Here is a 12,579-nt window from a genome sequence, read left to right as displayed (position 1 = left end):
TTAAAATTTATCTAGTAAATGTAAAAATAAAGGTTTAAAATTAAATTATAAAGTATATAAAGGGGGTATTTTTTATGAAAATATTAGTGGTTTTAGCGCATCCACATATAGATAATTCTAGAATAAATAGGACTTGGAAAGAAAGATTACTTAAAGAAGATAATGTTACAGTAGTAGATTTATATGAGCTTTATAGCGATAAAGAGGTTGATGTTGAATTAGAACAAAAGAAATTAGTAGAGCATGATAGAATAGTTTTTCAATTTCCAATTCATTGGTATACTAGTCCAATACTTCTTAAAAAATATATAGATTCAATTCTAACTTATGGTTTTGCATTTGGTGAAGGTGGAGACAAATTAGAAAATAAAGAGTTTTTACTTGCAGTTTCAACAGGTGGAGAAGAAGAAACATATAGAGCTGGTGGATACAATAATTACACAATGAGTGAAATTTTAAGACCATTTCAAGCCATATCAAACTTTGTTAGAATGAAATTTCTTCCAACTTTTGTTCTTCACGGAGCTGTTGGTAAAAGTGATGAACAAATAAAAGAAAGTGCTGAACAGTATGTAAAGCACGTTAATAGAGATTTTTCAAATAAAAAATATTAAGATAATGGAGAAAAATTATGAAAGATAAAGTAATAAAGCTTAGTAATGGTGTTGATATACCTGTTTTAGGTTTTGGAACTTATAAAATGGAGAATGGAAAAGAAGCTTTTGAAAGTATTTCTTATGCTTTAGAAGTTGGATATCGTCATATTGATACTGCTAAAATATATGAAAATGAAGAAACTGTTGGGGAAGCTATTAATAAAAGCGGTATTAATAGAGAAGAAATATTTTTAACAACTAAGGTGTGGGATACTGATAGAGGATATGATAATACTTTAAAAGCATTTGAAACATCACTTAAAAAACTTAATACAGATTATATAGATTTGTATTTAATTCATTGGCCTAAAGACTTAAATGTAGAAACATGGAGGGCTTTAGAGAGGCTTTATAAAGAAAAGAAAGTTCGGGCAATAGGAGTTAGTAATTTTAAAGAACATCATTTAGAGGAAATATTTGAAAATTGTGAAATTACTCCTATGATAAATCAAGTGGAATTTCATCCAGAACTTACTCAACCAGAACTTTATGAATTTTGTAATTCAAGAAATATAGTTCTTGAAGCTTGGTCTCCACTTATGAAAGGTAAAATATTTTCTATAGATTTATTAAAAGAATTAAGTGAAATTTATAACAAAACTATTCCTCAAATAGTTTTAAGGTGGAATATACAACTTGGAGTTGTAACAATTCCAAAGTCAGTAACTAAGGAGAGAATTAGAGAAAATTTTAATGTATTTGATTTTGAATTGTCAAAAGAGCATATGGAAAAGATTAGTTCTTTAAATAAAAATTTGAGTGTTGGTTTTTAAATTTTAAAGTAGCTTTAAGCTACTTTTTTTATTTGTAAAAATGTCATTAATATATGTTGACATTTTTACAATTTGTTTTAATTGTAAACCTTTAAATTTACTCGATATAATTAACATATAAGATAAACGTTTTAGGAGGGGAGATTATGCTTACTTTTAAAGATAGAGTTCAGAAATTTGGTAAATTTTTAAGTGGAATGGTAATGCCAAATATTGGAGCATTTATTGCTTGGGGATTAATAACGGCACTTTTTATACCTACTGGATGGTTTCCAAATGAAACTTTTGGAACGTTAGTTGATCCTATGATAAAATATCTTTTACCACTTCTTATAGGATTTACTGGAGGAAAAATAGTAGGTGGTGTTCGTGGAGGAGTTATTGGAGCTGTTGCAACAACAGGTGTTATAGTTGGATCAGATATTCCAATGTTTATAGGAGCTATGATTGTTGGTCCTATTAGTGGTTATATAATTAAAAAATTTGATGAATATGTTGAAGATAAAATACCTTCAGGATTTGAAATGCTTGTAAATAATTTTTCTATAGGTATTTTAGGATTAATTTTATCAATTATTGCTCTTTTAGTTGTAGGTCCTGTAATCACAACTATAACAGGTTTTTTATCTATTGGAGTTGCTTTTATTATAAGTAAAGGTTTATTACCACTTGTTTCGATTTTTATAGAGCCTGCTAAGGTTTTATTTTTAAATAATGCAATAAATCATGGTATACTTGGACCAATTGGAATTGAGCAAGTTCAAGAAGCTGGAAAATCTGTTTTGTTTTTATTAGAATCAAATCCAGGACCTGGACTTGGAGTTATTTTAGCTTATTTTTTCTTTAGTAAGGGTATGGTAAAACAGTCAGCAACAGGTGCAGCTATAATACATTTTTTTGGAGGAATTCATGAAATTTATTTTCCTTATATTTTGATGAATCCAATACTTATACTTAGTGTAATTTTAGGTGGAGCAGCTGGAGTTTTTGTATTTTCATTATTTTCAGTTGGACTTGTGGCAACGCCTTCTCCGGGAAGTATATTTGCTATACTTGCATTGGCTTATAAGGGAGATGCTTTAAAAATACTTTTAGGAATTGTTGTTTCAACTATTGTTAGTTTTGTAGTTTCATCATTTTTCATGAAAAGAAATAGTTTAAGTGAAGAAGATTTTAATAATGCAAAAGATACTATGAAAAATTTGAAACAATCTAAAGAAAATAATAGTTATGAACATGTGAAAAAAATTGTTTTTGCTTGTGATGCTGGAATGGGTTCTAGTGCTATGGGAGCTTCTAAATTTAAAAATAGGTTGAAAAAACAAGGAATTGATATTAATGTATCTTATTCTTCAGTTGATAATATTGAAGGTGATACACAAATTGTTGTAACTCATGAAAATCTTAAATCAAGGGTTATTTCTAATAATAAAAATGTTAGAGTTATAGGAATACAGAATTTTTTAAATGATGTTAATATAGAGAATTTATTTAATGAGATTATAGAATTTTATAAAAGTAGTGAAAAAAGTTATGATATAAAAGAGGAGCAAAATTTTAAGGAGCATTCTTATAATAATGAAATTTTTAACGAGAATAATATAATTTTAGATGTTAAAGTTTCATCTAAAGAAGAAGCTATAAAAGTTGCTGGAGAGTTATTGTTTAAAAATGGGTATGTTGAAGAAAAATATATATCTGGAATGCTCGAGAGAGAAAAATTAATTTCAACTTACATTGGTATGGGAGTTGCTATACCTCATGGTGAAAATAATGTTAAAGATAGTGTTAAAAAATCTGGAATAGTATTACTTCAAGTAAGAGATGGTGTGTATTTTGATAATGAGAAAGCTTATTTAATTTTTGGAATAGCTGGAATTGGAAATGATCATATAAAAATACTTTCAAATATTGCATCTATTGTTGAAGATGAAAATAGTGTTAAAAAATTAATAGAGACAAATGATAAAAAAGAGATAATAGATATAATTTTGAAAAATGTTAATTGAGGATAAATGAGTAGAATAAAAGTTACATTTAGACAAAAACAAATAATTTTAATGCTTATTGAAAACGGTAATGTACCTAAAACAATTAAGGATATATCAATTGAATTGAATGTAAGTTCTCGAACTATTGTGAGAGAACTTCCTTTTATTGAAAAATTTTTATTTGAAAATGATTTTAAATTTATTAAAAAAAGTGGAGTTGGAATTTTTATAGATGAGAGTTATGATAAATTAAATTTTTTAAAAGAATTGTTAGAAAATGAGTACTCAGTAAATAAGCTTTCAAAAAACAATAGAATTACATATATTTTAGAAAGTATTTTAGAAAGTAATTCTCCTATAAAAAGCGCTTATTTCTTAAATAAGTTTAAAATTTCATATTCAACTTTTATTAAAGATTTAAATTCTCTAAAAAGTATATTGAAAAAGTTTGATCTTTTATTAATTCAAAAAAAAGGATTTGGAATTTATATAAAAGGAACAGAGGAAAAAATACGTGAAATATTATCATATTTGATTTATGAAAAATTTTCAGATGAGAATTTATTTTTAAATATAAAAAATGTTTTGACTTATAATTACGGAAATGAAGGAATTTTAAAATTTATAGATGAAGATACAATTGAATTATGTGATTTAATTGTAAATAAGGCTTTTGATAATTTTAAATTATGTTTCTCAGAAAAAGTATATGTTTCTCTTATTATTCACTTATCTTTAAGTGTAGAAAGAATTAAGAAGAAATTATATTGTGATTTTAAAGAAGAGGTTTTAAATAAATTTAAAAAATATTTTGAGTTTGATGTATCAAAATTTATAATGAATGAAGTTAAAAAAGAATTTTTAGTTGATATAAACGATAGCGATATATGTTATATTGCTATGCATTTAAGAGCACATAAAATTTGTGAAAATAATTTTAAAGATAGTGAAGATTTTGATTTTAAAAATTTAGATAAAATAAAAATAGCTGGAGATATAGTTAGTAAAGTTGAAAAAATTTTAAATATATATCTTGGGGATTGTGAAGGATTAATTAAAAATTTAAGCACTCATGTAGGACCTGCAATAAGTAGGCTTGTAATGAAAATGAATATTAGAAATCCATTTTTACACATGATGAAAACTCAATATAAAGAAATATTTGATGCTACATATTTAGCTTGTGAAGTTTTAGAAAATATAGTTTTGTGTAAAGTTCCAGAGTCAGAGGTTGCTTATATTACTATGCATATAGTTGCAGCCTATGAAAGTAAAATGAGGTTAAAATTTAAGTTTAGAGTTTTAGTTTGTTGTGAAACGGGAGTTAGGGTTTCTAGATTTTTAAGTAATAAAATTATGAAAGAATTTCCAAATATTTTAGTTGTTGGAATTATACCTTCTTCTAATGTTATTTATGAAGTGAAAAATAAGATGGTGGATTTTATTATATCCACAGTTGATATTGAAAATTATGATAACTATATAAAGATTAATCCTAAATTTACTCTTAAAGATATTTTAGTAATAAATAATAAGTTAGAAGAAATTTTTAAAATAAAGAGTAAGATTAAGAACACTTGTTATGAAAAAAATAAATTTATTGATATTGATTGCATAAATGAAATGGGAAATATTATTAAATTTATTGAAAAAGAGTTTCAAGTTAAAAGATTGCATGTTAATGGGGATCTTAAGGATTTAATTAGGGAGTTTGTAAATAATACAGTTGATGTTTATAGAGATGAAATTTACAATGAAGTTTTAAATAGAGAACTTTTATCAAGTACATTTGTTAAAGAGTTAGGAATTATACTTCTTCATACTGTTAGTGAATTTTCGGAAAATATATTCATAGGAAGTTACTTTTTAAAATGTAATTTAAATATTTACGATGGAGAAGTTGAGATTGTATTTTATTTTATTATTCCTAAAAAGTTAAATACAAAAACTTTAAGAAACATAATTGGAGAGCTTACATCTAGTTTGGTTAAGGATAATAATTTTATAAATTTAATAAAAAGTCAAAATATTTATAATGTGAGAAAGCACATTCAAAATATTTTATTTAATTATTATGTAAATGAGCTTAAAGAGCATATAAAAAACTTTGAAAATGTTATTTCTTTTGAGGAGGAGTTTTAAATGAAAAATGCAATTCAGTTTGGAGCTGGAAATATAGGAAGAGGCTTTATAGGAGCTGTACTTAGAAAATCTTCTTATAATGTTTTGTTTTGTGATGTAAATAGGGAAATTATAGATAAAATAAATGAAAAGAAAGGTTATAAATTATTTATAAAAGATAGTGAATCTAGAGAGGAAATTATAGATAATGTAAGGGGTATATATGCAGATGATAATAATTTAATTAATGAAATAGCTCAAAGTGATATTATAACAACTGCTGTTGGAGTTCTTGTTTTACCTAAAATTTCTAAAAGTATAGCAGAGGGTATAAAAAATAAAATTAAATTAAATGACAAAAAGTATTTAAATATAATAGCCTGTGAAAATGCGATTAATGCAACTGAGATATTAAAAAATGAGGTTTTAAAATATTTAAATGATTGTGAAAAAGAATTTTGTGAAAAGTTTGTTGGATTTGCTAATTGTTCAGTTGATAGGATTGTTCCACCCTGTGATGTAAATTCAATTGATGTTTTTGTAGAAGAATTTTATGAATGGAATGTTCAAAAAGATCAAGTATTAGGTAATTTAAATATTGATGGAATGAATTTAGTTGATAATTTATCTTCTTATATTGAAAGGAAGTTATTTACATTAAATACAGGTCATACAATGACTGCATATTTAGGATTTTTAAAAGGATATGAAACAATTTATGATAGTATAAATGATAAATTTATATATGATAATGTAAAAGAAGCTATGATTGAAAGTGGAGAAGGGCTTATACAAAAGTATTCTTTTAATAGAGAGAGTCATTTAAACTACATTGATAAAATAATTAATAGGTTTAAGAATCCACATTTAATTGATAATGTGTTAAGAGTTGGTAGAGAACCTATGAGAAAACTTTCTAAAGATGATAGATTTGTAAAACCTATTTTAACTGCTTATAATTATGGTAAAAAAATTGAAAAACTTTGTTTAGGAGCAGCGTGTGCTTTAAAATTTAATTCACCTAAAGATGATAGTAGTTTAAAAATGCAGGAAATAATAAAGGAAAAAGGTGTTTTAAATGCTTTTAGAGAGATTTCAGGAATTAGTGAAGAGGAGATTTTAAATAAAGTTGTAAAATATTTTAATGAAATTAAAGACATTGTTTAAAAATGGAAATTATATAAATAATTTCCATTTTATTTTTGCGTTTAAAGGTATATTTGTAGTATTATGAGGTAATCAATATATTTTACAAATGGTGATTTATGAAAATACTAAAGATATTAATTTTTTTAAGTTTATTTGTTATGGGAATAATATTTATGAATTTCTTAATTTCTAAAGAAAAAAGAGAAGTTGTTTCAATAAATGAAGAGATTTATAGTGGAATTATTGTTATAGATCCAGGTCATGGTGGAGAAGATACTGGTGCTATTAGTCAAAATAATGTTAATGAGAAAGACGTTGTTCTTGATATATCTTTAAAATTAGGAGAAAAACTTGAGGAAAATAATTTTAAGGTTTATTTTACAAGGAAAAGTGATAAGGCTCTTGGAAATACTGTAAGAAGTGATATAATTAACAGGGCAAAATTTATAAATGCACGAAATGCAGATATATTTTTATCTATTCATTTAAATGGATCAGATGTAGAAAGTGCAAAAGGAGTTGAAAGTTACAGTAGATTTTTAGATGATAAAAGTTATTTATTAGCTGAAAGCATACAAGATGAATTATCTTCTATTGAATACACAAAAGATAGAGGAATTAAAGAGACTAATGAAAAAAGTTTAGGAATTTTAAGATACACAAACATAACAGGAGTTTTATTAGAGCTAGGTTTTATTACAAATAGTGAAGATGAAAAATATTTGATTTCGGAGGAAGGACAAGATATTATAGTTTATTGTATATTAAATGGAATTTTAAATTATTTTAATGAAATTAAGTAGAGGTTAATATGAAAAAAATTGATTTATTAAGAGATGACTTAAGAAAAATATTTATTAGATATTTAATTCCAGGTGTTTTATCGTCTATTGCAATATCTTTATATATATTTGTTGATACTATGTTTGTTGGAGTTGGAGTAGGAAGATATGGTCTTGCAGCACTAAATATTTCAGTTCCACTTTTTACTTTATTTACATCACTTTTTTTGTGTATTGGTATTGGAGGATCAAATATACTTTCCATAAATCGATCTGAGAAAAATGGTGAAGATGGAAATAAAATTTTTACTAATGCTATGGTCTTTACTCTTGTTTTAGGAATTATAATTTCTATTTTAGGGGTAATATTTGTTGATGAAATAGGAGTTCTTTTAGGAACAAGTGAAGAAATAAAGGGTTTATTTCGTGAATATTTTTCGATTCTTGTAGGTTTTACTTGGGCTTTTTTAATTGCTGGAGTTTTAGGATGTTTTATAAGAAATGATAAAAATCCAAAGCTTGCTATGATTGCAACTATTGTTGCTAATCTTGTTAATGTAATTTTTGATTATATTTTTATATTTGAATTTAATTTAGGCATGAGAGGAGCTGTTATGGCTACTGTTATGTCTCCTATAGTAAATATATTAATTCTTTTGATTCATTTTAAAACAAAAAATAATTCTCTTAAACTTTGTAAAATAAGATTTGATTTTAGGCTTATTAAAAAAATTTTAGGTAATGGATTTGGAACTTTTATACTAGAGTTTTGTCGTGGAATTACCATATTTTTGTTTAACAATGTGTTAGTTAGATTAGGTGGAAATACTTATGTTGCAGCTTATGGAATTTTATTAAATGTATCATATGTTTTAATTTGTATATTTTCAGGAATTGCACAAAGTATTCAGCCTATAGTAAGTTTAAATTATGGTGCAAACATGTTAAAGAGAGCTAAAAAATCATTTGTGTATGGATTTTCAACTTCAGTTATATTTGGAATTTTATCTTATATTTTTGTTTATATATTTGCAGAAAATTTATCAAAACTTTTTACAAAAGATGATATTGAATTAATAAATATAACAGCTCATGGAATGAGAGTTTATTTTATAGGATGTATGTTCATGGCTTTTAATATTGTTACAATATATTTTTTTCAGTCTGTAAATAAAGCTAAAAAATCAATTCTTATATCTATGTCATCTGGAATAGTATTTGTTATTTTAGGATTTTTAATTTTAGTTCCTAAACTTAATATTTTAGGTGTTTGGCTTGTATTTCCGTTTGCAGAGATGTTAGGATTTTTAGTTTGTATAATTGTTATTTTTAGGAATAATTTAAAAAATAAAGAAGAGTTAATCGTATAGATTAACTCTTTTTGTTTAAAAAATTAATTTATGTAAAAGATAAATGATATAAATAAAAATTATGGTAAAAAATTCAAATTTTAGTAATTATTTTTTAAAAAATAAAATAGTAAATCATGAATTTAAGTAAATAATTTGTTTTTATGAATATATATTCATTTACAAACATACGTTTTAATATTATATTATATAGTAATAAGTTTCAAGAATTATAAAAATGAAAGAGGATTAAATGCTTTATGATGATTGCAAATGTTAAAGAAGTAGCAGAAATTTTAAGGGTTTTATCGAATGAAAATAGACTAAATATAGTTTGTTATCTTTTAGAGAGACCTATGACAGTAAGTGAGCTTCATAGTAGGCTTAATCATGTAACCCAATCAGCACTATCTCAACATTTATCAACGTTAAAGGCCCATAAGATATTAGTTTCTCATAAATCAGGATTGGCTATTACATATTCTATAAATGATAAAAATTTAGGGAAACTAATAGAAGTTTTAAAGGAAAATTATGGGTATTAAAATGAATTAGTGTTCATTTTTGTTTCGTAACAATTTAAGAGGTTATAATTTAGTTTTATATAGATTTTATATATATAGATTTATTAGTTAATTTTAGTAAATATTTAAATTGAATTAAGCATGTATTTAAACTTTTTAAGAGTTTATTTCCATGCTTTTTTTGTTTTTTAGGTTAATTTAAAAAAAGTTGACAAAAAATTTTATTTTATTTAGACTATAGTTCAGATATTTTAACTAAATGTGAATTATTTTTAAATTTTTAAAATATTTGAATTTAAGATTCACATATTTATATTTTGTATGTTGTGGGGATGTTAGTGAAATTATGTTGAAAAGTGTTTTTGATAAAAAAATGTTAACATTTTCAGCTTGTTTAGGTTCTGCTTTAATTTTGGGAAGTAAATATGGTGCAAGTGCGGTTATTAAGAAAACTGTAACATCAGGTGTGAGTACATATAGTAGTTATGTGGTTAAAAGAATGGCTTTAAAAAATTCATCAAAAAATTTGAATCCTTTAAATCTCAGTAATGGAGATTTTGGTAATGTTGCTCATAAAATAGGTGAATTTCAAGTGCCAGGCGGTAAAAGTGTAAGGTTGCCAATTTATACTCGCAAAAATTCTGAAGGATTAACTATTAATTTTACAAAGGTTGAAGAAGGCGATGAAGAAATTTTAGTTACAAACTTAGGAAATGGTAGTTATTCAAAGACGTTGTCTGTTCCAGAAATGAAAATTTTTGACAGAATAAATCATGGTGTTTTACAGACAGCTATTGATAAGTTGGGTAATGAAAGAGTTGTTTTTGTTTTAAGTGGAGACAGTGGGTCTGTGGCTGTTGATGTTGGAAATGGTATTTTACGTGACGTATTACCAGTTGGTGGTAGAAATAATACTAAATATTATTTGGGACATCAAATAGATGAAAATTCTATTTCAATTGATTTAAAAAATAAAGTTAGTGAATTGAAGCAAGAAGTTTTTAATTACGCGGCACCTGTTGTTTCAAGTATTAAAGCTAAAGTTATTGATTGAAATTTATGAGGTTAAGATATATATGAGAAATAAAAAAAATATGAATTTTAAAAAGTCTGCAGTAGTTTCATTATTGTCTGGAGCATCAATATTATTTTTACAAAGTCATGAGTCTAAAGCTATGTTCGGAAAGAAGTCATTGACATCTATATTTGGTTCTTCATCTAAGACTTCAGGAAAGTCAGGTAGATTAAGTAATATTACTAGCGTTAAGTGGGATTCTCCTAAGGAATTAGGTAAAAGGAATAGTTTGTTGAGTAGTTTGGAAAATCAAGTAAGTATTAGTGATAGGAAAATACCTATGCAACCTATTGTTGATTTGTTAAAATATGAACCGGATAAATATAAGAGAAACACTCAAACTGGAGAAAAAATTTATACTCATAGGAGTGAAGGAAATGATTTTAAAGTTAAGGTTAATATGGATGGCAATACAGGTGAAATTCATAAAGTTCAATTAAAAATTAGTGGTAGGAAAATTGATTTTAATAAAACTAGAGGGAATTATATATTTAATGATGGAGAACAAACACTTCCTAAAACTAGTACTATAAAAACTGGTGTGCCGGAGTCATCTGCTGGAGGTGACCCTGCTGTAAGGAAAAAAGTTCCTTTGAAACAATCTTATAAAGTTCAAGAGGATAGTCAAGAATTAATAGATTTAGTTCATAAGACCAAAGGGTTGAATCACGAAATTTTGTTTGAGGCACTAGATAAATATGATGCCGATATTCAGGGGGATGGATTGGAAAAAATTTTTGTATTTACTGGGGAAAAAGGTAATTTAATGCAAGCGTTTTTATCAAATGATAATGAGTTAAAATCTGTTATGGTTTATAATAAAGGTTCTAGGTTAGATAAGCGATATCATGATGTTATTTATTATAAGAAATCTGCTTCAATTGTAGAAAAAATAGATCTTAATCCTCAGACAGATAGTCAAGAGTTAATAGATAAAGTTTTTAAAACTAAGGGTTCAAATAAAAAAATATTACTCGATGCGGTAAGAGATTATAGTGGAGATGTTGAAATTACTGGAGTTGAAGATATTTATAGGTTTAATGGAGACGGAGAAAATCAGTTGTCAATATATATGAATGAATTTGGTGACATAACTAGTATTAAACTTAGGAATAATGGTGAAAAAATTGAAAGATCTTATCAAGGTAATACTATATATACTTTTTATAAAACAGGATATTTTGAAACAGAAGGAATTAAGGAAGTAATTGAGAAACCTGTATATAAATATATAAGTGATACAGGAGAAGAAAAATTTGCAGTTTTAGAAAAAGATGGAGAGTATCGTAATGTTTTAGAAAAAGGAGGAAATATGTTTGCTTATATTTTATCTAGAGAGCAAGCATCAATATATAGAAAAATTAATATTGTTGAAGCTAAGAATAAATGGGGTGAGACTAAAAGAGTTATACTTGAAGAAATAGAAATTAATGGTAAATCTCAAACAGTGGCATATCAATTAGATGATGGTATTTGGAGAGGGGTAACTAAGTCTAAAGCAGGGGTGCTATGGTTAGGAGATGTTATAAAATATGAAAATTTAGTTTCAGAAGTTGCATCAAAACTTAGAAAGGCAGCTAAGTTGTATAGTAGATATGCAGCACCAGTTGTAAGTGGTGTTTCAAGTATGAGTAAGACGTTATCTGGATTGAGTAAATAAAAAAGAGACTTTATATAAAGTCTCTTTAATTTTTTAGTCATTGCAAGGACAATCTGAACATGGATCATATGATGCTTGTGATGTAGGACAGTTTCCTGAGTTGTGCATTGTTAGTTCTGCACCTGCATTTGATTTAGATGCGAGTATTTTGTATTCAGCACCATCATCTGGACATAAATCAAATTGATAAAATCCTTGACAGTCTGCTGTTGTGTGTGCAATTCCGCAGTAATCATTTCCATTTGTAGATTTAACTAATTTTAGTAAAGCATATGGAATTGGGTTTCCAGCAGAATCTCTTACCTGTCCCCAAAGACGAATTGATCTGTATTGGCTAACTGGTATATCAGCTCTTATTTCAGAGTAATTTCTTGTTATATTATCTGTTAATTTTACATCAATAGAATTACCAAGTACATTTTGAAGATTACTATTTTTCATAGTAAGAAGTCCTCCTTAAGATCTTAAACATAATTTATTTAAGTTAGTTTTTTATAAT

General features: G+C 25.8%; 11 protein-coding genes. 10 read left to right on the top strand and 1 reads right to left on the bottom strand.

Going from position 1 to position 12,579, the window contains the following annotated elements; genetic code table 11:
- Positions 1-74: 74 nt before the first annotated feature.
- The 10 genes from A6P36_RS05885 to A6P36_RS05840 all read left to right on the top strand — a co-directional run bounded on the left by A6P36_RS05885 (position 75) and on the right by A6P36_RS05840 (position 12,080).
- A complete protein-coding gene (locus A6P36_RS05885; protein WP_066761927.1) occupies positions 75-614 on the top strand; it encodes an NAD(P)H-dependent oxidoreductase in 540 nt (179 codons plus the stop codon).
- Positions 615-631: 17 nt separating this feature from the next.
- Positions 632-1,429, top strand: coding sequence for an aldo/keto reductase (locus A6P36_RS05880; RefSeq protein ID WP_066761925.1), 798 nt, complete (start codon positions 632-634; stop codon positions 1,427-1,429).
- Positions 1,430-1,575: 146 nt separating this feature from the next.
- Positions 1,576-3,438, top strand: a complete 1,863-nt coding sequence (locus A6P36_RS05875) for a PTS mannitol transporter subunit IICBA (protein ID WP_066761923.1) — start codon at positions 1,576-1,578, stop codon at positions 3,436-3,438.
- Between the two features lie 6 nt (positions 3,439-3,444).
- Complete coding sequence (locus A6P36_RS05870; protein WP_066761921.1) at positions 3,445-5,562, top strand: BglG family transcription antiterminator; 2,118 nt, start codon at positions 3,445-3,447, stop codon at positions 5,560-5,562.
- A complete protein-coding gene (locus tag A6P36_RS05865) occupies positions 5,563-6,708 on the top strand; it encodes a mannitol-1-phosphate 5-dehydrogenase (RefSeq protein ID WP_066761919.1) in 1,146 nt (381 codons plus the stop codon). It abuts the gene before it with no gap.
- Between the two features lie 155 nt (positions 6,709-6,863).
- Positions 6,864-7,493 carry an N-acetylmuramoyl-L-alanine amidase family protein gene (locus A6P36_RS05860; protein WP_242861673.1) on the top strand — a complete coding sequence of 210 codons (630 nt, stop codon included), beginning with the start codon at positions 6,864-6,866 and terminating at the stop codon, positions 7,491-7,493.
- Between the two features lie 8 nt (positions 7,494-7,501).
- Complete coding sequence (locus A6P36_RS05855) at positions 7,502-8,842, top strand: MATE family efflux transporter (protein WP_066761915.1); 1,341 nt, start codon at positions 7,502-7,504, stop codon at positions 8,840-8,842.
- A gap of 239 nt (positions 8,843-9,081) precedes the next feature.
- Complete coding sequence (locus A6P36_RS05850) at positions 9,082-9,366, top strand: ArsR/SmtB family transcription factor (protein WP_066761914.1); 285 nt, start codon at positions 9,082-9,084, stop codon at positions 9,364-9,366.
- Positions 9,367-9,691: 325 nt separating this feature from the next.
- The gene (locus A6P36_RS05845) at positions 9,692-10,399 is read left to right on the top strand and encodes a hypothetical protein (protein WP_066761913.1); all 708 of its coding nucleotides are present in this window, start codon (positions 9,692-9,694) and stop codon (positions 10,397-10,399) included.
- A 22-nt stretch (positions 10,400-10,421) separates the two neighbouring features.
- Entirely contained in the window at positions 10,422-12,080 is a 1,659-nt protein-coding gene (locus tag A6P36_RS05840; RefSeq protein ID WP_066761912.1) for a hypothetical protein, read from the top strand.
- Positions 12,081-12,113: 33 nt separating this feature from the next.
- On the opposite strand, the gene A6P36_RS05835 is transcribed toward A6P36_RS05840, so the two are convergent.
- Positions 12,114-12,521 (bottom strand): carboxypeptidase-like regulatory domain-containing protein, encoded by a 408-nt coding sequence (locus A6P36_RS05835; protein WP_066761910.1) that lies wholly within the window; start codon positions 12,519-12,521, stop codon positions 12,114-12,116.
- Positions 12,522-12,579 lie beyond the last annotated feature (58 nt).

Source organism: Candidatus Arthromitus sp. SFB-turkey, from assembly GCF_001655775.1.
Taxonomy (GTDB): Bacteria; Bacillota; Clostridia; order Clostridiales; family Clostridiaceae; genus Dwaynesavagella; species Dwaynesavagella gallinarum.
Note: the sequence above shows the minus strand (reverse complement) of the source record. Positions and strands in the feature narration are given on the sequence as shown.

Excerpts from the sequence above, each read along its gene's own strand:
- A6P36_RS05885 (WP_066761927.1), top strand. The coding sequence starts at position 75 with ATGAAAATATTAGTGGTTTTAGCGCATCCACATATAGATAATTCTAGA.
- A6P36_RS05880 (WP_066761925.1), top strand. The coding sequence starts at position 632 with ATGAAAGATAAAGTAATAAAGCTTAGTAATGGTGTTGATATACCTGTT.
- A6P36_RS05875 (WP_066761923.1), top strand. The coding sequence starts at position 1,576 with ATGCTTACTTTTAAAGATAGAGTTCAGAAATTTGGTAAATTTTTAAGT.
- A6P36_RS05870 (WP_066761921.1), top strand. The coding sequence starts at position 3,445 with ATGAGTAGAATAAAAGTTACATTTAGACAAAAACAAATAATTTTAATG.
- A6P36_RS05865 (WP_066761919.1), top strand. The coding sequence starts at position 5,563 with ATGAAAAATGCAATTCAGTTTGGAGCTGGAAATATAGGAAGAGGCTTT.
- A6P36_RS05860 (WP_242861673.1), top strand. The coding sequence starts at position 6,864 with ATGAATTTCTTAATTTCTAAAGAAAAAAGAGAAGTTGTTTCAATAAAT.
- A6P36_RS05855 (WP_066761915.1), top strand. The coding sequence starts at position 7,502 with ATGAAAAAAATTGATTTATTAAGAGATGACTTAAGAAAAATATTTATT.
- A6P36_RS05850 (WP_066761914.1), top strand. The coding sequence starts at position 9,082 with ATGATGATTGCAAATGTTAAAGAAGTAGCAGAAATTTTAAGGGTTTTA.
- A6P36_RS05845 (WP_066761913.1), top strand. The coding sequence starts at position 9,692 with ATGTTGAAAAGTGTTTTTGATAAAAAAATGTTAACATTTTCAGCTTGT.
- A6P36_RS05840 (WP_066761912.1), top strand. The coding sequence starts at position 10,422 with ATGAGAAATAAAAAAAATATGAATTTTAAAAAGTCTGCAGTAGTTTCA.
- A6P36_RS05835 (WP_066761910.1), bottom strand. The coding sequence starts at position 12,521 with ATGAAAAATAGTAATCTTCAAAATGTACTTGGTAATTCTATTGATGTA.